This window comes from Dactylosporangium darangshiense (assembly GCF_039537565.1).
GTDB lineage: Bacteria > Actinomycetota > Actinomycetes > Mycobacteriales > Micromonosporaceae > Dactylosporangium > Dactylosporangium darangshiense.
On record NZ_BAABAT010000028.1, the window covers coordinates 1 to 21713 of the forward strand.

Below are 21713 nucleotides of genomic sequence, written 5' to 3' on the forward strand. Positions count from 1 at the left end.
GCGAGGGCGAGGCCGAGCTTCGGCGGCGGCTCGACCGGCACCACGGGCGCGGGCGCGGCGACGACCGCGCCGACCGCCACGACCAGCCCGGCGACGGCGGCCGGCGCGGGCGCGCGGCGGCGCAGCAGGGCGATCGCGGTGGCGGCGGCGCCGCAGGCCAGGCCCGGCAGCCAGGACAGGCCGCCCCAGCTCTCGGCGAGCGCGAACGCGGTGCCGCCGAGCAGCACCGCCGCGCCGGCCGCGAGCGCCCCGTCGACCGTCCGATCCATCCCCGTCACGTGCCCAAGGCTACGAAACGCGAGGTCGGCCCGAACCGGCCGAAAGTAGGGGCCGTTGCATGGAACGCGGCACCCGTTTGGGTTAGCGGCCATCGGGTCGAGCGGCGCGACCGTCGGGCGAACGGCTGTTCACCTCGATCACCAGCAGGAACAACAATCTGCAAAGGATCGGTGAACACAACGTGATCGAGGTCGGTGTGGCTGCGACGGTACTGCGCACTCCCGTGCTGGTGGTAGGTGCCGGCCCGGTGGGCGCGGTCCTGGCCCTCGAGCTCGCCCAGCACGGGGTGCCGTGCCTGGTCGTCGAGGAGGGCGGCGCGCCGGCCGGCCACGATGCGCTCGACCACCTCGGCGGGCGCAGCATGGAGCTGCTGCGCCGCCTGGGGCTGGCCGCGGCGATCCGCCGGGCCGGCGTGGACGCCGACGAGGCCACCGACGTGGTGTGGAGCCGCCGGCTCGACCGCCCGCCCGTCCTCGTTGCGCAGCGGCCCTCCGTCAACCAGCTGCGGCAGCGGTACGCCACCGTCAACGACGGCAGCGCACCCGCCGAGCAGCACCAGGCCGTCTTCGGCGGCCACCTCGCGCAGCAGTTGCGCACCGCGCTGCGCGCCTCGCCGCTGGTCGACCTGCGGGAGGGCTGGACGTGCACCCAGCTGCGCATCGACGGCGACGGCGCCCTGGCGACGCTGCTCGACGGGCGCGACGGCGCCGTGGCCACCGTCGCCGCGCGGTACGTTGCCGGGTGCGACGGCGCGCACAGCACCGTGCGGGCCGGCGCCGACATCGGGCTGGACGGGCTGGGCGCGCCCGTGGCGTACCGTGCGATCTCCTTCCGCAGCAACGACCTGGCGCTGCGCTCCCGCGGCCCCGGCCTGTCCACGCTCGTCGTGGGCCCCCTGACGCTGGTGTCTCGCGACGAACGTGACGCCTGGGTCGCGCACCTCGCCGTCCGGCCCGGGGACCGCGGCGACCCGGCCGCCCTGCTGCGCGGGCTGCACGGCACCGGCAACGGCGCCGCGCCGCCGGAGGTGCTCGGCGTCGAGGACTGGGACGACGGCCTCGAGGTCGCCCTGGTGTACCGCCGCGGCCCCGTCTTCCTGGCGGGCGAGGCCGCGCACCGGTTCCATCCGGCCGGCGACACCTCCGACACGGGCATCGCCGACGCCGTCGACCTGGGCTGGAAGCTCGCCGCCGTGCACCACGGCTGGGGCGGCCCGGCGCTGCTGGACAGCTACGAGGCGGAGCGGCGCCCGCGCGCGCTCATGGACCGCGAGCTGCTGTCGAGGGTGCTGGAGACGCGGCGCCGCTTCGGCCGCCTCGCCGCCGCCGGCGCGCCGCAGGACTACCTGGCCGGCGTGCTGCGCCAGGAGCTGCACCTGGCCGACGACGTCGGGATCGGCTTCGGCGGCCGCTACGCCACCTCGCCGGTCGTATGGCACGAGCGCGGCACCCCGCCGAGCCTGCACGGGCAGCGCATCACGCCGAGCACCTGGCCCGGCGGCCGCCCGCCCGCGGTGCGCCTGGCCGACGGCGGCCAGCTCTTCGACCGCCTCGGACCGCAGCTCACCCTGGTCGACCTGACCGACGACGGCGCCGGCGCCCCGATGTGCGCGGCGGCGCGGGCGCGCGGCGTGCCGGTGGTGCACCTGCCGCTGTCCGACCCGGCGGTGCGCGCCTGCTGGGGCCGCCGCCTGGTCCTGGTCCGCCCCGACCAGCACGTCGCCTGGCGCGACGACACCCCGCCGGAGGACTGGGACGCGGTCCTGGACCTGGTCCGCGGCGCCGGTCCGGCAACGCGGTAGCGCGCCGGTACCATCTCGGCATGGCGCTGCTGTACCGTGCGGATCTCACTCCCGGCAAGCTCGACCTCATCGCCGGGTGGCTGCCCGGCCGCCCCTGGTATCGCGGGCCCGCGGCGCCGCAGCCGGAGCGGGTGTCCGCGTTCCGCTTCGACGACCCGGCCGGCGAGGTCGGCGTGGAGACCATCCTCGTGCGCGCCGAGCCCGACGGCCCGGTGTACCAGATCCCGCTGACCTACCGCGACACGCCGCTGCCCGGCGCCGAGGCCTGGCTGCTGGGCACGTCGGAGCACTCGGTGCTCGGCACCCGCTGGATCTACGACGCGGCCGGCGACCCGGTCTACGCCGCCGTGCTCGCCGCGGCGATCCTGGCCGGCGGCACCGAGGCCGCCGAGGAGATCTCCACCGACGAGGGCCTGGTCTCGCGCACGCCGGCGATGTCGGTGCGCGGCACCGGGACGCCCGGCGCGGACGTGCCCGCCGTGACCGCGGTCGCCGCCGTCAAGGACGCCGACCCGACCGTGATCACCACCGACTCCCTGACGCTGGCGCTGGCCCGCGTCCTCGACGGGGCACTCCCGGCCGGTCCCGCGTTGCTCTGGGGCGAACGGGCCTTGGCCGCGGTGGTCTGAATCGGGACGTATAAATAGTTCGGCACATATAAAAAGTCGCGAAACTCGGTACAGTCCGTGCATGACCGTCGACCGGGCGGTGGCCCCCGCCGCCCTCGGGCGGGCCGTGCTGCTCGGCCGGGGCGTCGCGACGCTCGCCGCCGCCGGCACCGGGCTGCGGCTCGCCGATGATCCCCGGCCGCCGCTGCTCGCCGCGGGCATCGCCGCCGCGAGCGCGGCCGCCGGGCTCGCCGTGCTGGCCCGCAACCCGTACGTGGTGCGCCACCCGGCGCCGCTGCTCGCCGCCGACGGGCTGCTCGTGCTCGCGGTGCTGGCCGCCGACCCCGGCATCGCGTACTTCTGCGCCGCCGTCGGCGCCGCGGCCCTCGCCGGGGTCGTGCTCGGCCGGGCCGGCATCGCCGTCGGCGCCGTGTACGCCGCGCTCGGGTACGCCGTCGCCGCCCGCGTGCTGGCGCTGAGCACCGCGCACGCCGAGTTCGTGCTCGCGTTCCCGATCGGGTGCGTGCTCGCCGCGGCCGGCGCATCCGTCGCCACCGAGGCCCTCGCCCGGCACGTCGAGCTGTCGGTGTCGGTGGTCGCCTCCGCGCAGCGCGCCGCGGCGGCCGGCGAACGCGCCCGGCTGGCCCGCGAGCTGCACGACTCGGTCGCCAAGACGCTGCGCGGGGTGTCGTTCGCCGCGCTCGCCCTGCCGCAGAGCCTGCGCCGCCACCCCGACCTCGCCGAGCGCCTCGCCGGCACCGTCTGCGAGGGCGCCGCGGCCGCCGCCCGCGAGGCCCGCGACCTGCTCGACGGGCTGCGCGCCGACGAGCCCGACCGGCCCTTCGGCGACGTCGTCGCCGAGCTGTGCGCCCGCTGGGAGCGGGCCACCGGCGTGCCGGTCCGCCTCGACGCGGCGCGGGTCGAGCCGCCGACCGCGGTGCGGTACGAGCTGGCCCGCATCCTGCAGGAGGCGCTGCGCAACGCCGCCGCGCACGCCGGCGCCTCCGCCGTGTCCGTGCGCCTCGCCGTGACGCCCGCGGGCCGGGTGCGCCTGCGCGTCGCCGACGACGGCCGCGGCTTCGCGGTGCCGGCCGAGCCGTCCGCCCTGCGCGCGCGGCACCACTACGGCATCCTCGGCATGCGCGAGCGCGCCCGCGCCGCCGGCGGTTCGCTGCGCGTGCGGTCAAGCCCCGGCAGTGGTACCTCGATCGAAGCGGAAATCCCGGCCACGGCGGCGCCCGCATGATCGGCGTGCTGGTCGTCGACGACAACCCGATCGTCCGCGCCGCGCTGCGCGGCTACCTCGAGGGCACGCCGGACGTCGAGGTGCTCGGCGAGGCCGCCGACGGGCTCGAGGCCATCGCCGAGGCGCGCCGCCACGCCCCCGCGGTGACGCTGCTGGACCATCGGATGCCGGTCGCCGACGGGCTGTCCGTCCTGGGCGACCTCGCCCGGCTGACCTCGGTGCTGGTGCTCACCAGCGACCCCGACCCGGCCCTCGTCGCGCGGATGCTGCACGGCGGCGCCCGCGGGTACCTCATCCACGGCGCCTTCACCCCCGGCGAGCTGCACCGGGCGGTCATCGCCGTCGCGGCCGGCTACGGCTGGCTCTCACCCGCCGCCGTGGCCGTCGCCACCGCCACCATGCGCGCCCGGCCGGCGATGCGGCCGCGCCCGCGGTACGGGCTGACCCGCCGCGAGCAGGACGTGCTCGACCTGCTGGCCGAGGGGCTGTCCAACGCCGCGATCGCGCACCGGCTGCTGCTGACGGAGAAGACGGTCAAGAACCACCTGCACCGCGCGTACGCCAAGCTGCGCGTCACCAACCGCACCGAGGCGCTGCTGCGCTGGACCGGCCGCTCGTGAACCGCCGGTGGCTCGGCTGGGCGGCGCTCGGCCTCGCGGTCGCCGCGACCGTCGCGTTTGTACCGCCGCTGCTGTTGCCTGGTGAAGGGGGATCCGCCGGCCTTTCCCCCGCCCCGCCTTCGCCTTCGGCGTTCTGGGTGAGCCTGCACGCCGCCGACGAGGCCAACCTGCGCAGCGGCGCGCGCGCCATCGACTGCGCCTCCTGCGACGGCGGCCGGCGGGTCGGGTACATCGGCGGCCCGAACACGCTGGCGATCCGCGTCGCCGGCGTCCCCACCGCCGGCGAGCGGACCCTCCTCATCGTGTACGAGACCCAGGACCCACGAACCCTGAAGGTCGCCGTCGGCGACGGCCCCGTGCACGCCTTGTCGCTGGCCGGGGCCGGCGACTACCTCATACCCGCTCGCACCTCCCTCACCGTCTTCGTGCCCGCCGGCACGAGCTGGATCCGCTTCTTCAACGACGCAGGTGACGCTCCCGACATCAACCGCATCGAACTACGCTGATGCCCTAGAAGGTGCCGGCGGTGTTGCACTTGGCCTTCTGGACGATGCAGTTCTTGACCCGGTGCCCCTGCGCCGCGTTGTCCCAGGCGAGGACCGCGTCGCCGTGGAACGACGACGCCATGCCCGACGAGAGCGTGAAGCCGTCCGCGGTACCGCTGGTGGGGTAGGCGAGCAGGAACGAGACAGACGGGATGGCGACCGGGTACGCGCCGCCGCACGCGCCGTTGTACGTGTACGCGACGTGCGACTTGTGGTCGGGGCTGTCCAGGTGCGTGCCGTCCCAGCAGTCCGGGAACACCAGCTGGAACATGAGCGTCGCGCCGGGCGCGCACAGCGGCCAGTTGCCGTCGGCGCTCCGGCCGGTCTCGCCGCCCGGCCCGGCGCAGTAGAACTGGTTGACCGAGCCCGCCGGCGTCGCCTGCTGCAGCCTCGCGTCGCCGGCGATCATCCGGAAGCCCTGCGGGAACGGCACCGTGCCCGTCGGGTCCGTCAGCCGCGAGCCGTAGTACACGACGACGGCCTTCGGCTCGACCGCCACGCCGTGCTCGTACAGCGTCGGCACCCAGTACGCCGACAGGTCCGGCGCCGGCGCGCAGCTCGTGCCGGCGTTGGCGAGCAGGGTGTCGGTCGTGGTGGCGGCGTTGGTGCTGTGGTTGCCGATGAACGAGTGCATGTGCGAGGCGCCGGGCAGCCCTGGGAAGACGATCGGGTCGTCCTTGAACGAGTGGCTGTAGGTGCAGGAGGCATTGAACTCCGAGACCCGCACGGTGCCCGCGGGCGCCGGGTCCATGGGCATCGCACGGAACTCGGCCAGCTGCGCGTTCCACTTCACCGGGTCGACGTCGACCCAGCCGGCCGCTGTGTTTCCCCCCGCCCCGAAGGAGAACCAGTTGATGTTGACGAAGTCCCGGCCTCCCGTGGTGTTGCGCATGACCGCATAGACGGTCTGCGCGCCCGTCGGGCGGCTCGCGGAGGCGGTGGCGCTCAGCGTGGTCCAGGACTGCCAGCCGCCGGTCGGTGCGATGGTGGCCTGGGCCAGCAGCGGCCCGGTGAGCGAGCCGGTGCGCAGCTCGACGGTGCCGGTGCCGCCGGTGCCGGCGGAGGCGACGCGGAAGCCGACGCTGAGCGGGCCGGCGGGGCCGAGGTCGACCCCGTCGTAGCGCAGCCAGTCGCCGTCGGCGAGGTACCCGACGTCCTGCCCGCCGCCGGCGTCGACAGTGGTCTCGACCTGTGCGCCGGACTGCGCGGCGAACGCCTCCGCCTGCACGGTCACCGGTGTTGCGGCATCGGCGTCGGTCGCCATGGCGGCGGCGACGGCCAGCAGTGTGGCCGCCGCGACGCCGGCGGCGGCCACGGGGCCTCTGACGTTTGGCACGAGGATCTCCTTACGTGCTGCGTGCGCGAACGATGGCGGGGCGCGCACACGGTACGGTCGATCCACTGAACCGAAAGTCCCTGGTCGAGGTCCCAATTTCCGGGTTATTGCTCCACGGTGAAGTCGCCCATCATCGCCATGTCCTCGTGCTCCAGGTTGTGGCAGTGCAGCATGAACGTCCCCGTGTAGTCGGTGAAGCGCACCGCGATCTCGAGCGCCTCGGCCGCGCGCAGGTCGACGGTGTCCTTCCATCCGCCGTCGTACGGTCCCGGCTCCTGCGCGTTGCGCGAGACCACCCGGAAGTGGTTGAGGTGCAGGTGCACCGGATGGTGGAAGTCCGTGACGAACCGCCACCGCTCCACCTCCCCGAGCTTCGGCCGGGCGAGCGCCCGCCCCGGTCGGTACTCCAGGTCGTTGATCCGCCAGGTGCCGTCCCGCGCCTCGGAGAACTTGAACGAGCGCGTGCGCACCGGCTCGGGCAGCGTCGTCGCCGCGGCGCTCAGCCGATCGGGCACCGCCGAGTCGTCGCCGCGCTCACCTCCGGTGACGTCGAAGCGCATGACGTCACCGCCGTCGCGGTCGACGAGCTTGACGCGGGTCCCCGGCTTGTACCGCCCGAAGTCCACGACCACGTCGAACCGCTCGGCCGGCGCGATCTGCAGCGTGTCGTGCCGGACCGGCCGCTCCAGCAGCCCGCCGTCGCTGCCGATCTGCACGAACGCGTCCCCGCCCGGCGGCTGCGGGTCCAGCCGCAGCCGGTACCGCCGCGCGTTGGACGCGTTGAGCACCCGCAGCCGGTAGCGGGCCGGGTCGACCTCGTGCACCGGCCAGGGCAAACCGTTGACGAGCACGACGTCGCCGAGCACGCCGCTCATGTACGCCTTGTCCCCCGCCGGATACCGGAAGGACCCGTCGGCCTCGAAGGCCCGGTCGGTGATCATCAACGGCAGCTCCCGCTCCCCCCGTGGCAGCGGCAGCGCGTCCTCCTCGTCGTCGCGCACGAGGTGGAAGCCGGCGAGGCCGCGGTACACGTTGGGGCCGGTGAAGCCCATCCGGTGGTCGTGATACCACAGCGTCGCCGCGCGCTGGAGCATCGGATAGTTGTAGGTGCGGCTGCCGTTGCTCACGTCGCCCGTCATCGCGGCCATGTCGTGCCCGGCCATGTCGTGGTGCGTCTGGCCCTCCGGCATGATGAGGTCGATCGGGTAGCCGTCGCTCTTGGCCGGCGTGTGGCCGCCGTGCAAATGCACCACGACGGGCTCGGGCAACTGGTTGCGGTGGGTCACGGCCGTCGGCCGGCCCGAGCGGGAGACCACGGTCGGGCCCGGGAAGCTGCCGTTGTACGTCCAGGCGCGGGTCGTCAGCCCCGGCAGGATGTGCAGGTCGGCCTCGCGCTGGACGATCTCCTCGCCCTGCAGCACCGGCGGGATCGCGAGCCGCGCCTGGAACTTCGGCGGCAGCGGTGCCCGGCTGCGCAACAGCCGGCCCGTTGCCTTCGGCGTGAGGATCGACCACCCGAGGCCCGCGGCGACCAGCCCGGCCGCGCCCACCCCCAGCACGGCGCGGCGCTTCATGCCGTTGCTCCTACTTTTTCGGCCGGTGCCCCTGCCTTTGCTGTTCGGGCCGGGAGTGGTGTTCGCCACAGCTCGGTCGCCATCTGGGTCAGGCCGACCGCCATCAGCACGCCGATGGGCACGTGCAGCTCGAGGATTCGGAACACGCCCAGCACCCCCTGCAGTGCGAGCGCGAACGGCACCGCGATGCCGTGGCGCAGCACGGAGGCCCCACGCTCGCGCCGCCCCGGCAGGAAGACCAGGACGAGCTGGACCAGCGCCAGCACCACCATCGTGAAGCCGGTGATCATGTGCCACTGCAGCACCGGGTAGTGCCCGCTCAGGAAGCTGCCGGCCAGCAGCACCTGCACCGCGGCGAGCACCGCGAGTGCCGCGCTGCTCCCCCGCAGCGCCATGTGGACCGTTCGTGCGTTCATGGACGGCAATGCTTCGCCGCCGGACGGCTCGCGTCGTCAGACCTGGGTCGAGACCTTGTACGACCGTGACCGTACGCCACGGATACCACCCTGGGCCGACGCGCCTGCGCCCCCGATCGCCTAACGTCAAGACCATGAACAGGCAAGCGTGGCGAGATGTCGGCCTGGCCGTGGCGGTCGCCCTGGTGGCCGTGGCCAGCGCCGCGACCGCCCCGGCGGCCCGGACGCCGCTGGACGCGCGCGGCATCGCGTTCCTCGTCGCCGCCGGCCTGGTGCTCGTCGCCCGCCGCCGGTTCCCGCGCCTTGTGCTGCTCGCCGCCGCCGCGTGCCTGCTGGCCTACCTGCTCCTCGGCTACCCCGGCGTCGGCCCCGCCGTGCCGGTCCTCATCGCCATCTACGGCACGGTCCGCATCGGCGAGCGCCGCACCGCCGTCGCCACGATCGCCACGATCCTCATCGGCGGCGTGGCGGGCGAGGTGTTCGGCAACGGCGCGCCCCCGCCGGACGTGTTCCAGCGCTGGTTCCTGCTGATCGGCTGGATGGTCGCCGCCGCGGTGCTCGCCGAGGTCACCCGCGCCCGCCTCGCCTACCTGGAGCAGGTCGAGCAGCGCGCCGAGGAGGCCGAGCGCACCCGCGAGGAGACGGCCCGCCGCCGCGCCGACGAGGAGCGCCTGCGCATCGCCCGCGAGCTGCACGACTCCCTGACGCACAGCATCAGCATCATCAAGGTCCAGGCCGGCGTTGCCGTGCACCTGGCGCACAAGCGCGGCGACGCGGTCCCGGAGGCCCTGATCGCCATCCAGGATGCCAGCGGCGACGCGATGCGCGAGCTGCGCAACACGCTGGAGGTGCTGCGCAGCGACCCACCGGCGCCCCCTCCCGCCTCGGCCACCGAATACCGCGCGACTCCTGCCGACGGCAACGGGACCACCATCGGCAACGGCGCGAGCGGCCTGCAGCACCTCGACCGCCTCGTCGAGGGCGCGCGGCTGACGGGCCTGCCGGTCACGGTCCGGATCGCCGGCCGCCGCCCACCGCAGCTGCCGGAGGCGGTCGACGGCACCGCCTACCGGATCGTCCAGGAGGCCCTCACCAACGTCTCCCGCCACGCGGGCCCGGCCACGGCGACGGTCTGCATCGAGTACGGCCCCGATTGCCTGACGCTGCGCATCGAGGACGACGGCCGCGCCGGCCGCGGCGCCCCGCCCCCCGTCCCGGGCGTCGGCCTGACCGGCATGCGCGAGCGCGTAACGTCCGTCGGCGGCACGCTGACCGCGGCCCCTCGCCCCGACGGCGGCTTCTCCGTCCACGCACAGCTCCCCCTGGCCACGGTGCGCACATGACGCCGGCCCTTGCTCCCGACCGCCGCACCTCGCCCGCTCGCGGCGCCGCGCCCCGGACGCCACACGACGCGCGCTCACCGCACGACGCGCGGTCGGCGCACGACGAGCGGTCGGCGACTTGTGCGGCCCCGACGCCGGCCGTCGCGGTGGACCGCACCCGCTTCCGCTACGGGTCCTCGGTCCGCACCTCCGCCGCCGCTCACCGCGACGCCCCTCGGGCTGCGCGCGATACGCGGCCGGCGACCGGCGCGGACCTGACGCCGCCCGGTGCGGTGGATCGCACTCGTTTCCGCTTCGGGTTTTCGGTGTCGCACGGGTTGTGGGTGATGGCGGCGTGATCAGGGTGTTGCTCGTCGACGACCAGGCGCTGATCCGCGCCGGGTTCCGGGCGCTGCTGAGCGCCGAGGAGGACGTCGAGGTCGTGGCTGAGGGCTCTGACGGCGCGCAGGCGATCGAGCTGGCCCTCGAGCACCGGCCCGACGTCGCGCTCATCGACATCCAGATGCCCGGCGTCGACGGCATTGAGGCGACCCGCCGCATCGCCGGCGACCCCGCCCTCGACGGCGTGCACGTGGTGATCCTGACGAACTACGGCCTGGACGAATATGTCTACGCCGCCCTGCGCGCCGGCGCCGCCGGCTTCCTCGTCAAGGACACCGAGCCCGCCGACCTGATCTACGGCGTCCGCGTCGCCGCCCGCGGCGACGCCCTGCTGTCCCCGGCGATCACCCGCCGCCTGATCGGCGAGTTCGTCGCCCGCCCACCGCGCGGCCCACTGCACGGCGCCGTGAACGCCCTGACCAACCGCGAGCGCGAGGTCGTCGCCCTCGCCGCGCGCGGCCTCTCCAACGACGAGATCGCCGCGCGCATGGTCATCAGCCTGGCCACCGCCAAGACCCACATCAGCCGCGCCATGACGAAGCTCCACGCCCGCGACCGCGCCCAGCTCGTCGTCTTCGCCTACGAGTCCGGCCTGGTCACCGTCTAAAGCCCGCACGGGCAGAGCTCGGCGCCCGCCACCCGAGGCCGGCGTCGCGACCCGCGCGTCCTCCGTCTCGCTCGGCGGCTTCACGCCTCGCGCACCGTGGGCTAGGGCCGACCGGCCAGGGTCCCGCGGCCCAACCGCTCGCCCACGCTCCGTGCGCCGCGGGCGAGGGAGGCGGCACATCCGGCCCGGCCGATGCGCCAACGCGGACTGCAGATGCTGGGGCCGGGTGCCTGATCCTGCGGAATGTCACCGAACGAATCCGGTTCGATTTTAAGCCAAACTTAATCCGGAAAAACGTAATCGAATGGGGTCGCAGACCCGACCAGCGGCACTCGAAGAGTGCTTTTCTAAGTCTTCCTTTGCGTCTTGAACTAAGGCTCTGACCTGCCGTAACTTGCTGACCGCACCGATTACACGACGTCAGCCCAGGACGGCGGAGACAGACGTATGCGCAACGATTCCCCCAACCCGCGCAAAAGGCGCCGGGCCCGGAACATCATCATCGGCGCCGCCGTCGTCGCGGCGGTCGGCGCGAGCATGGCCTACCTCGCGACGGCGAACGCCGACGAGGCCGCGCCCGGCAAGATCGAGGCGGAGAACTGGCAGGCCCAGCACGGGGCGCGGACCGAGAACACGGCCGACAGCGGCGGTGGCAAGAACGTCGGGTGGCTCGCCGACGGCGACTGGATGCAGTACAACAACGTGACCATCGGCGCCCAGCTGAGCGCCCGGATCGCGGCGAACAACCGGGCCGGCGGCTCGATCGAGCTGCACCTCGGCTCGCCGGCGGGCGCGCTCGTGGCGACGTTCCCGGTCGCGTACACCGGCGGCTGGCAGAAGTGGACGACCGTCACCGCCACCGCGGCGAGCGTCCCGTCCGGCCCGCAGACCCTGGTCGCCGTGATGAAGAGCGGCCAGAAGAGCGACTTCGTGAATGTCAACTGGTTCGCGCTCGGCTCCGGCACGCGCCCGCCGGCGACCGCCACGGTCGCGCCGCCCGCGCCGAGCAGCGCCGCCCCGACCGGAGGCGTCTCGCCCACCGCCTCGGCCCCGGCCGCCGGCTGGGTCGATGTCGATCAGGCCAAGTGGCAGGCGGAGCTGGCCGCGTTCAACCAGCTCAAGCAGCTGCCGGTGCCCGCGGGCACCACCCGGGTCGCCGAGTTCCACACCGACTGTTCGGTGTCGAACGAGGCCAAGGACGACCCGATCGTGCTGCCCGGCCTGCCCGGCGCGTCCCACATGCACACGTTCTTCGGGCCGACCGTCGACGCCGCCACCAAGCCGGCCGACCTCTTCGCCCGCAAGACCACCTGCAACGCACCGGGCGACAACAGCGCCTACTGGGTGCCCCAGCTGCTCAAGGACGGGCAGCCGGTCAAGATCAAGAGCTTCCGCGTGTACTACGGGTCGCGTCTTCCCGACCCGTCGGCGACGGTACCTTTCCCGCCCGGCCTCGTCATGGTCCACGGCGACGCCAAGCGCCAGGTCGCCACGCAGAAGGGCGCCCCGGGACAGTTCTGGTGTGCCGGCAGCGCCGAGGTCGGCCGCAGCGCCGACGGCAACTGGCCGGTCTGCGCCCCCGGCGGCAACCTCATCTTTCAGCTGACCTTCCAGGACTGCTGGGACGGCAAGCACATCGACTCGCCGGACCACAAGTCGCACATGGGCGGCGCGAAGGACGGCAAGTGCCAGGGCGACTACCCGGTCGCCATCCCGAACCTGTCCTTCATGGTGAACTACGAGTCCCTCGGCGGCGACGGTCTCGCACTGTCGTCGGGGATGGCCTCATCGATGCACGGCGACTTCGTCAACGCCTGGAAGCCGGAGAACCTCGGCCCCCTGGTGAAGGTCTGCCTCGACGCGAAGGCGAAGTGCGGCATCACCCCGTCCTTCACCGGCGGCTGATCCTCGTCCCTCCGAACGGCCCCGCCCCCGGTGGCGGGGCCGTTCCTCGTTCCCATTGGGGTGCTTGTGCGTACCGCGGCGAAGCTCTTTGCGGCGTCCAGCCTGGCCGTCACCACCGTGCTGTGGGCGGCCGGCCTGCCCACGTCCGCCCCCGGCCTGGCCGCCGCCGGCCGCCTCGCGGCGCTGTGGTCCACCGACCTGCTGCTGCTGCAGGTGCTCGGCATGGCCCGGATCCCGTGGCTCGAACGCGCCTTCGGCCAGGACTCCCTCGGCCGCTGGCATCGCTGGACGGGTACCGCCTCCTTCGCTCTGTTGCTCGCCCATGTCGCCCTGGCCCTGGTCGCGTACGCCGAGCGCACCGGCACCGACCCGGCGCGGCAGATGTGGGCGTTCCTGACGGTGTACCGCGGCATGGTCCCCGCGACCCTGGGGCTGCTCGCCGTCGTGCTGGTGACGGCGACGTCGGTGCGCCCGATCCGCCGGCGACTGCGCTACGCCACGTGGCACCTGCTGCACCTGTACGCGTACGCCGGCATCGCCCTCGCGATCCCGCACGAGCTGTGGCTGGGCAGCGACTTCGGCACCCCGTTGGCGTCGGCGTTCTGGTGGGCCATGTACGGCGCCGCCGCCGGCTCCACCGTCGTGTTCCGCCTCGGCATGCCGGTCTGGCGCACCCTTCGCCACCGCCTGCGCGTCGACCGGGTCGTCCAGGAGGCGCCCGGCCTGGTCTCGGTCTACCTGCGCGGCCGCCGCCTGGACCGCCTCCCGGCCCGCGCCGGCCAGTTCTTCGTCTGGCGCTTCCTGGACGGCGAGGGCGGCTGGCGCGGCAACCCGTACTCCCTCTCCGGCCCGCCCCGCGCCGACCGCCTCCGCATCACCGTGAAGACGGTCGGCGAGGCCACGGCCCGGGTCGCCGCACTGCGCCCGGGCACGAAGGTGGTCATCGAGGGACCGTACGGCCGGATGACCGCCGACACCTACCGCGGCGGCTCGGTCACCATGTTCGGCTGCGGCGTCGGCGTCACCCCGTTGCTGGCACTGTTGTGGGACCTGCCGTACGGCCAGGGCAAGGCGACCCTGGTGTACCGCACCCGCCACCCGCAGGACGTGGCGTTCCTGCCCGAACTGGAGTGGCTGGCCCGGGAGCGCGGCGTCCGCCTGGTCCCGCTCGTCGGCCCGCGCGCAGCCCCCGGCTCGTGGCTACCGGTGGTGTACGCCGACTACGACGACATCGCGGCGCTGCGCTCCCTGGCCCCGGACCTGGAGGACCACGACGTCTACGTCTGCGGCCCCGACCCGTGGACCGACGCCGTCCTGCGCGCCGCCCGCCGCGTCGGCGTCCCCGCCCCGCGCCTGCACCGCGAGCGCTTCGCCTGGTGAGGCGCGGGGCTGGGAGAGGACGAACAGGCCGACGATGGCGTGCGGATTGCCCCTACGCTGGAACGACGTACGGGAAGCCCTTGTCGCGCAGACTCGCGGATACCGAAGGCTTGAGCCCCGACGCGATCGCCGTCCCGGCGACCATCGACAGCATGACCTCGGGTGCATTGTCGGCGAGTGTGCGGCCGTTGCGCGTGGCGAAGCCATAGCTCGCCGGCGTACCGACGATGTAGGGCAGGACATCAGGGAACAGCTGCCGCGCCACGGTCTGGCCGTAGCCCTGCGGGTCGTCGCTGGTCCCACCGGCCCGCACCACGGCCGCGACCCGGTCGGCGATCGCGTCACCGTCCGCCGCATAGTCTTCGGACGGGTGCCGCGTGTTCGCCGGATACGTGAACCGGGTGTCGTCGGGCCAGAAGATAGGCCACATCATCGGATGTCCCGCGCGGTTGATCTGCCGCCAGCCGCCCGCGTCGGTGGCGAGCTTGGTCGCGCACCAGACGCCGATACGGGTGCCGGGCCTCAGCTGCGGGTGCTGGTGGGGTACCTCGAGCACGATCGATTCGACCGTGGTCCCGGTGAAGCTGTTCTGGGCCTGCTCCGGGTACCACTGCGACAGGTCAACGGCGGTGCCTTCCTTCACCGCCCCGTTGACCTTGAACAGCAGCGACAGGTCGATGTAGAACGAGTCGGCGATTCGGCCCGCCCACAGGCGCGTGTCGCCGCCGGCGGATGCCTCGCCGGTGCGGCCCCGCAGCACCAGGTCGCCGACCGCGGTGTCGTCACCGGCATCGTCGCCGGTCAGCGCGTGGAGCTCGAGGGTCTGCCGGCCATCGGCATCGGGTTCGCCGAAGCTCACGCGGTAGGTCAGGGCCTCGGTGTCGGCTCCGTCGAGGTGCACCTTGAATTCGTAGCGGGCCTCGGGGTGGAAACCGGGCTGCACGTCGGGCCCGGTGATCGTGGAATTGACGTTCATGACGAACACGGTGCTGGCGTCGCCCGGGAAGACGTACAGGTCGTCGATGTAGAGGCGGCCGTTCTGGCGCGCCAGTGGAGTGTCGAGGTGGTGTGACATCGCGCTCTGTCCTTACGTTGCGTTGCGATCGGGCCTGGCGTCGAGTCTTCAACGGGCGAAGTCCGAGCCGCGAGCGTCGGATGGCGGCGATCTGCGTGTACGTCACTTGACGTACACGCAGATCCGCGCGACCAGACAACGGCTGCCGGGGTAGGCGTGTTACGTTCCAAATGAGCGCTGCGGTCTTGCGCGGGATCGGTGCTGTCCTCACCACGAAGGGTGAGCCAGATGTCAGCTGAACCGGGTGGGGGTCTGCGACCTGGGCCGGCGGCGGCGCACCGCCTGGTCGGGCGTGATAGCGAACTTGCCGTGATCGGCGGCTTCCTGGACCGGTCGGCGACCGTCGGCACGGCGATGCTGCTGGTCGGTGAGCCCGGGGTCGGCAAGACGGCGTTGCTCACGACGGCCTCGGCGCTTGCGCAGTCGCGCGGCTTCACCGTGGTGCAGGCCGGCGGAACCGAGGTGGAGGCCGGCAGCTTCTCGGGGCTGGCCGCGGCGGTCGTGCCGCTGATGGCGCACGCCGATCGGCTCACTGCGACCCAGCACAGGACCGTGTCGGTGGCCTGCGGTCTGCGGGACGGCCGGCTTCCGCAGCCGACTCGGGTCGCACAGGCGGTGCTGACGCTGCTGGGGACGGCGTCGACCGACCATCCCGTCGTGATCATCGTGGACGACGTGCAATGGCTCGACGCATACAGCGCCGAGGTGCTCAGTTTTGTCGCCGGCCGGCTCGGGGGAAGCCACGTCGGCCTGCTCGCGGCCTCCCGAACCTCCCCGGCGGGACCGTTGCGCTGGGCCGGAATGTCCCGTCACGATGTCACCGTCCTCGATGCCGGCGCATCCGACACGCTGCTGCGCTCACGCTTCCCGACGCTGGCGCCACGGGTACGCCGGCGGTTGCTCGAGGTGGCCGAAGGCAACCCCCTGGCGCTGCTCGAGCTGCCGCCCGCGTTGACCAGGGACCAGAGAGCCGCCCTGCAAGACCTCCCTGCGGTCCTTCCCCTCAGCGAGCGGCTGCAGGCCGTATTCGCCTCCCGCATCTCCCGCCTCCCTTCCGAGACACGGGAGCTGCTGTTGCTGGCAGCCCTTGATGCCACCGCCGACCTGCGTGTCCTGCGGAGCGCCGCTGGTGCGCCCGTGCTCGACGACCTCGCCCCCGCGGAGCGGGAGCGGCTGCTGCACGTGGACGAGGAGCAGCACCGTGTCACGTTCCGGCACCCGCTGACGCGGTCGGCCGTCGTCGAGATGTCCACCGCAGCGCAGCGGCGCGTGGCTCACTGCACACTGGCGGTGGCACTGGCAGGCCGGCCGGAGCATCGCGCCCGGCATCTTGCCGCATCCGTCGATCAGCCTGACGAGGATGTCGCCGCGCTGCTGGAGCACTGCGCACGCCAGATGATCCAGCGCAACGACGCGGCCGGCGCGGTCGCCGCGCTGACTCGAGCGGCGGACCTGAGTCCCGCACCGGGCGAACGCAGCCGCCGGATGGCCGCCGCGGCGCAGACGGCGGCCCGCGGATCGTGGCAGCTGACCGCGGTGGCGCAATTGCTCTTTCACGCCCAAGATGCCGACCTGGAGCCGGCCGCCGCGCTGCACGTCGCCGCGGCGGCCGCCATCGCGATGGCCAACGGGGACTACGACATCGACACCATTCACCGGCTTCTGGTGGCGGCCATCGAAGCCAACGCGGGTACGTACGACTCATCCGACGAAGGACTGATGGCGGCGATCGACACCCTCTCGGTGTTGTGCCTGTTCGGCGGACGTCCGCAGCTGTGGGAGCCGTTCTTCACGACCCTTGGCCGGTTGACGCCGGCAGTCCCGCGCGGCCTGCGTCTGCAAGCCGGCGCTCAGGCGGACCCGGCGCACATCGGGCTGCCGGTGCTGGCCGAGCTCGACGCGGCGATCGCGGAAATGCGCGACCGATCCGAGCCGGAGGATCTGCTGCGCATCCCGGCAGCTGCCGTCTACGCCGACCGCCTCGCCGGATGCCGCGACATTCTGCGCCACCAGATAGCCGGGGGCGACGAAGGACGAGCGCCCGCCCGGGCGACGATGGCCCGGCTGATGCTATGGCCGGACGCATTCGGCAGCGGTAGATGGGACGAAGCCGACAGGCTCGCCGCGGACGCCCTCGCGACATGCACCGCCACCGGCGCGTCGGCCTACGCCCAAATCTGCACGTACGATCTCGCGCTGCTTGCGGCCGCTCGCGGCGACACCGGCACCACCGACAGCCTGACCACGCAACTGACGCAGTGGGCAACTCCCCGCGGCTCCCGGCTGGGTCTCGTTTTCGCGTGGCACGCTCGTGCGCTCGCGGCGAACGGCGAAGGTGACTTCGAAACGGCGTACCAGAATGCGGCCGCGATCAGCCCGGCGGGAACCCTGGCCGCGTACGAAGCCACCGCGCTGTGGGTGTGCCTGGACGTCGTGGAGTCCGCGGTCCATACCAACCGCCAGCAGGCCGCCCAGGCCCATGTCGCCGCCATGCACGCCCACGGCCTCCCTGCCATCTCACCCCGCCTGGCGATGATTACATACGGCTGCGCCGCGATAGCCGCCGTTGCCGACGACGAGGCGATTCGCCTGGCTGACCGGGCCCTCGCCGTGCCCGGCGCCGAACGCTGGCCCTTCGATCGCGCCCGGGTCGCCCTGGCCTGCGCAGAACGGCTTCACGAGGGGGGTGCCGGCCCGCAGGCACATCGCCACCTCGAAGCGGCGCTGGCGACCTTCGAGCAGCTCGATGCACACCCGTGGGCGCAACGCACCACCCAGGCCCTGCGGATCATGGGCGTACCGTGCGTCTCGGGCGACGCAGAGGTGCCCCGGGCGAACGATGTACTCACCGCCCAGGAGCTCCAGATCGCCGAACTCGCCGCCGCCGGCTACAGCAACAAGCAGATCGGGGCGCGGCTGCATCTGTCGCACCGGACCGTGAGCACCCATCTGTACCGGCTGTTTCCCAAGCTCGGCGTCACGAGCCGGGCCGCACTTCGTGACGCGTTGACCGCAGGCCGGCGCTGAGGGGGTACGCCGGCGCCGGGTCTGTGGCCCGGCGCCGGCGCGTGGGGCGGTCAGCCGGCCAGGTGGCCCCAGCTCGACTCGAGCTCGCGCCAGGTGCCCTGGGCCGCGGCGCGCCCGGCCTGCAGGACGACCACGCGGTCGGCCTGGGTCAGGGCGGCGCGCTTCGATGTGGAGCCGATGACCGTGACGCCATGCTCGCGCAGGGCGCGCCACAGGGCCAGCTCCGTCGTCACGTCCAGCGCCGATGACACGTCGTCGGCGATGAGCAGCTCCGTGCGCGGGGCCAGGGCGCGGGCCAGGGCGAGGCGCTGGAGCTGGCCGCCGGACAGGCGCGTGCCCTTGTGGCCGATGAGCAGGCCGAGGCCCGCGCCGGCCGCGGTCAGGTCGTGCTCCAGCTGGGCGGTGGAGACGGCGCTGTCTGCGTCGACCTCGTGGCCCAGGGAGATGTTGTCGGCGACCGTGCCGGACAGCACGCGCGGCAGCTGCGCGACGTAGCCGATCTGGTTGGGGCGCAGGAACATCTCCGGCTCGGTGACCGGCTCGCCGTTCCACCGGAGCTTGCCGGTGTGGTGGACGATGCCGGCCAGGGCGCGCAGCAGCGACGACTTGCCCGAGCCGACCGGGCCGACGACCAGGACCAGCTGGCCCCGCTCGACGGACAGGTCGAGGTCCTGGACCGCGACGGTGCCGTCCTCGTGTACCGCGGCGAAGCCGTTCAACTCGAGGCGGCGCAGCGGGTGCCGCGGCGCGGTCGGCGGTGCGGGCGCGGTGCCGGCCGAGAGGTCGACGCCGGGGACCGCCGCCGCGTACTCGGCCACGCCCGCCATCTCCACCGTCCGGCGGGTCCAGACGCGGGCCGACGGCAGCTGCGAGATGAGCGACGCCGTCGTCCACGCGAACCAGCGCGCCGAGCCCAGGGTGGACACGGCGACGAGGGCCGCGCCGGCGGTGAGGCGGCCGGACAGCAGTAGCGCCCAGGCGCCGATCGGCAGCAGGCCGCTGGCCAGGGCCGGGGTGGAGCGGGCCCAGACCTGGACCGCGATCTCGCGGCGCAGGAAGTCGCTGCGGATGCGGTCGAGGCGGGCCAGGTGGCCCAGGACCGGTGTGGTGGCGCCGGCCAGCTTCACGGTGCGCGCCGCGGACAGCGACGAGACGAGCGCGGTGGCGAACGCCGCCCGGGCCGCGACCGTCTTCTGCGCCGAGCGCTTCAGCGACGGGCCGAACAGGGTCGCGGCGAGGCCGGAGAGCACGATCGTGGCCGCCATGAACAGCGCGGGCACGAACGAGCCGGAGACCACCGTCATCGAGACCAGCACGAACACGCAGATCCACTGGTCGATGAGGTTGTCGGCGAGCACGACGACGCGCTCGGTGTCGCCGCCCTGCGACACGACCTCGGCCGGGGTGTGCTTGCTGACCCGGCGGGCGCCGGTCTGGCCGTGCACGAGCCGCAGGCCGATGCGCAGCAGCTGGCGGACCCACCACTCCGGGAAGAACTTGCCGGTGTAGTACGGCAGGGCCATCGGCACCAGCAGCGCCGCCGCGATGGCCAGGGCCGGCCACAGCGTCTCGCCGGCGCCGTCGACGAGGTCCGCCCACAGCCACGGCAGCACCGAGCCGTCCAGCCCGACGAGGGTCATCAGGGCGAACATGACGACGGACACGATGCCGAAGCGCCAGTCGTTGGTCGCCAGCTTGAAGATGTTCCACATCGTGCGGGCCTTGGGCACCGCGGGCAGCGCCGGCGGGTCGGCCTTGACCGTGGCGCTGGTGACCACCGGCCGCGCCGAGGCGAGCGCGGGCGCCAGGGCGATCGGGGGCGCCGGCGCGGTCGAGGCCGCGGACTTGGCGAGCAGCTCGGCGAAGCGGGCCGACTCGGCGAGCGGGCCGGCCTCCACCACGGCGCCGTCGGCGAGGACGACGACCTCGTCGCACTGCTGTACCGAGGAGAGCCGGTGCGCGACGATGATGCCGATCCGCCCGGCGAGCAGGCGCGCGGTCGCCCGCTGCACCTGCGCCTCGGTCACCGGGTCCAGCCGCGCCGTCGCCTCGTCGAGGATGACGACCTGCGGGTCGCGGACCACGATCCGGGCGAACGCGACGAGCTGCTCCTGGCCGGCGGACAGCACGTGGCCGCCGTCGCCGAGGCGCGTGTCGATGCCGTCGGGCAGGTCGGCGACCCACCTGGTCAGGCCGAGCTCCTCGACGGCGCGGGCGGCGGCGTCGAGCAGTTGCGGGTCGAACAGCGCGATGTTCTCGGCGAGCGTGCCGGCGAGGATCTCGGTGCGCTGCGGCACGACGGCGATCCAGCGCCGCAGTGCCTCCACGTCGATGTCGAGCACGTCGGCGCCGCCGAGGAAGACGGTGCCGCGCGGCACTTCGACGGCGCGGGTGAGCACCTTGGCGAGTGTGGACTTGCCGGAGCCGGTGCGCCCGATGAGGGCATAGGAACGGCCCCGGGCGAACGTGAGGCTCACGTCGCGCAGGGCCGGTTTGCGGGCCGTCTCGGAGTACCTGAAGGTGAGATCGCGTACCTCGAGATCGCCGGCGGCCGGGGCTTGCCCGCCGACCGGTTCCTGTTTGGAGTCGCGCAGCAGCTGCACGCGGGCCCAGGCGCCGAGCGCGTACTGCAGCTCGGGCACCATCCGGCTGGTGTGCTCGACGGTCGCGCCGAAGCCCAGCGCGAGCAGCCAGACGGCGCTGAGCCGCGCAACGTCGATGCCGCCGGTGGCGAGGCCCCAGACGCCGCCGAGCACGACGACGGCGATGCCGAACCGGACGAAGCCGGACGCGACGGAGGTCACGGCGGCGGAGCGGACCCACACCTTGCGGCCCCGCGCGAGCGTGGTGGCGGCGCGGCGGGCGTAGAGGCGCAGCACATAGGGGCGGGCGAGCGAGGTGCGCACGTCGTCCTGGCCGTGGACGCTCTCCTCCATGACGGCGGCGAGGTCGGACCAGGCCTCCTCCTCGCGCATGCGCGCGTCGGCGATCTTCGCGGTCGGCTTGCGCAGCGCGAACGTGAGCACGACGGTGATGACGATCATCGCGACGCCGGCCGGCCACCACACGAACAGCGTGGTCGCCACGGACAGCACGGTGTAGCAGGCCGACTGCGCGATGCGCACGCCGGCGTTGCGCAGCTCGGAGGCGACCTGGTAGACGTCGCCGTCGATGCGGTCGAGCAGCTCGCCGACCGGCGTGGTCTCCAGCGTCGGCAGGTCCTGGCCGAAGGCGACGCGGCAGAGCCGCCGGCGCACGTCGGCGGCCCAGTCGGCGGTGAGCCGGGACATGATGAGCCCGACGCCGAGGTCGGTGAGCACGGCCGCGGCCAGGGCGGCCGCGAGCACCGCGAACATCGCCCACGAGCGGTGGATGAGCACGGATCCGCCGACGGCGGACGCCGTGGCCTGCCCCGCCGCGCCGAGCACGATGAGGAAGGCCACGAGCGCGGTCCGGCGCGGCGACGTGGCCCAGAGGTCACGGATCAGTCGCATGGTGTGGTCCCCCGGATGAGTTTGCTGCGACTCACCAGCGTGCTCCGGGACCCGGGTTTGGACAACGCATTTACGC

At 73.5% G+C, this 21713-nt stretch carries 16 protein-coding genes and 1 pseudogene; 11 read left to right on the forward strand and 6 right to left on the reverse strand.

The features are described 5' to 3' along the window. Positions 1-278, reverse strand: a pseudogene (locus ABD901_RS37370) (sensor histidine kinase); the annotation flags it as partial. Between the two features lie 182 nt (positions 279-460). Between ABD901_RS37370 and ABD901_RS37375 the strand changes: the two are divergent. From ABD901_RS37375 to ABD901_RS37395, 5 genes are all read left to right on the forward strand, one after another. Next, on the forward strand, positions 461-2080 hold the full coding sequence (locus ABD901_RS37375; protein ID WP_345134534.1) for an FAD-dependent monooxygenase: 1620 nt from the start codon (positions 461-463) through the stop codon (positions 2078-2080). Positions 2081-2100: 20 nt separating this feature from the next. Next, complete coding sequence (locus ABD901_RS37380; protein WP_345134536.1) at positions 2101-2709, forward strand: CG0192-related protein; 609 nt, start codon at positions 2101-2103, stop codon at positions 2707-2709. A gap of 61 nt (positions 2710-2770) precedes the next feature. Next, positions 2771-3934 carry a sensor histidine kinase gene (locus ABD901_RS37385; RefSeq protein ID WP_345134538.1) on the forward strand — a complete coding sequence of 388 codons (1164 nt, stop codon included), beginning with the start codon at positions 2771-2773 and terminating at the stop codon, positions 3932-3934. Then, positions 3931-4554: a response regulator transcription factor gene (locus ABD901_RS37390; protein ID WP_345134540.1), complete on the forward strand. Its 624-nt coding sequence runs from the start codon at positions 3931-3933 to the stop codon at positions 4552-4554. The genes ABD901_RS37385 and ABD901_RS37390 overlap by 4 nt, the downstream gene beginning before the upstream one ends. Continuing rightward, a complete protein-coding gene (locus ABD901_RS37395) occupies positions 4551-5060 on the forward strand; it encodes a carbohydrate-binding protein (protein ID WP_345134542.1) in 510 nt (169 codons plus the stop codon). The genes ABD901_RS37390 and ABD901_RS37395 overlap by 4 nt, the downstream gene beginning before the upstream one ends. Positions 5061-5064: 4 nt before the next feature. Here ABD901_RS37395 and ABD901_RS37400 read toward each other — a convergent pair whose 3' ends face one another. The 3 genes from ABD901_RS37400 to ABD901_RS37410 form a co-directional block, all read right to left on the reverse strand. Further along, entirely contained in the window at positions 5065-6435 is a 1371-nt protein-coding gene (locus tag ABD901_RS37400; RefSeq protein ID WP_345134544.1) for a DUF1996 domain-containing protein, read from the reverse strand. Positions 6436-6539: 104 nt separating this feature from the next. Beyond that, positions 6540-8009, reverse strand: coding sequence for a multicopper oxidase family protein (locus ABD901_RS37405; protein WP_345134546.1), 1470 nt, complete (start codon positions 8007-8009; stop codon positions 6540-6542). Then, positions 8006-8425, reverse strand: a complete 420-nt coding sequence (locus tag ABD901_RS37410) for a hypothetical protein (protein WP_345134548.1) — start codon at positions 8423-8425, stop codon at positions 8006-8008. Before ABD901_RS37410 ends, ABD901_RS37405 begins: the two co-directional genes overlap by 4 nt. A gap of 134 nt (positions 8426-8559) precedes the next feature. On the opposite strand from ABD901_RS37410, the gene ABD901_RS37415 reads away from it, so the two are divergent. From ABD901_RS37415 to ABD901_RS37435, 5 genes are all read left to right on the forward strand, one after another. Then, positions 8560-9768 carry a sensor histidine kinase gene (locus ABD901_RS37415; RefSeq protein ID WP_345134550.1) on the forward strand — a complete coding sequence of 403 codons (1209 nt, stop codon included), beginning with the start codon at positions 8560-8562 and terminating at the stop codon, positions 9766-9768. Continuing rightward, positions 9765-10106 (forward strand): hypothetical protein, encoded by a 342-nt coding sequence (locus ABD901_RS37420; protein WP_345134552.1) that lies wholly within the window; start codon positions 9765-9767, stop codon positions 10104-10106. Before ABD901_RS37415 ends, ABD901_RS37420 begins: the two co-directional genes overlap by 4 nt. Continuing rightward, positions 10103-10756, forward strand: a complete 654-nt coding sequence (locus tag ABD901_RS37425; protein ID WP_345134554.1) for a response regulator — start codon at positions 10103-10105, stop codon at positions 10754-10756. The genes ABD901_RS37420 and ABD901_RS37425 overlap by 4 nt, the downstream gene beginning before the upstream one ends. A gap of 447 nt (positions 10757-11203) precedes the next feature. After that, positions 11204-12661 carry a DUF1996 domain-containing protein gene (locus ABD901_RS37430; protein WP_345134557.1) on the forward strand — a complete coding sequence of 486 codons (1458 nt, stop codon included), beginning with the start codon at positions 11204-11206 and terminating at the stop codon, positions 12659-12661. A 60-nt stretch (positions 12662-12721) separates the two neighbouring features. Continuing rightward, positions 12722-14041 carry a ferredoxin reductase family protein gene (locus ABD901_RS37435; RefSeq protein WP_345134559.1) on the forward strand — a complete coding sequence of 440 codons (1320 nt, stop codon included), beginning with the start codon at positions 12722-12724 and terminating at the stop codon, positions 14039-14041. 52 nt (positions 14042-14093) lie between these two features. Here the strand turns inward: ABD901_RS37435 and ABD901_RS37440 are convergent, their stop codons facing one another. Then, on the reverse strand, positions 14094-15116 hold the full coding sequence (locus ABD901_RS37440; protein WP_345134561.1) for a DUF4331 family protein: 1023 nt from the start codon (positions 15114-15116) through the stop codon (positions 14094-14096). Between the two features lie 228 nt (positions 15117-15344). Between ABD901_RS37440 and ABD901_RS37445 the strand changes: the two genes are divergently transcribed. Beyond that, the gene (locus ABD901_RS37445) at positions 15345-18143 is read left to right on the forward strand and encodes an AAA family ATPase (RefSeq protein WP_345134563.1); all 2799 of its coding nucleotides are present in this window, start codon (positions 15345-15347) and stop codon (positions 18141-18143) included. Between the two features lie 50 nt (positions 18144-18193). Here the strand turns inward: ABD901_RS37445 and ABD901_RS37450 are convergent, their stop codons facing one another. Then, positions 18194-21637 (reverse strand): ATP-binding cassette domain-containing protein, encoded by a 3444-nt coding sequence (locus ABD901_RS37450; RefSeq protein ID WP_345134565.1) that lies wholly within the window; start codon positions 21635-21637, stop codon positions 18194-18196. Between the last annotated feature and the right edge of the window lie 76 nt (positions 21638-21713).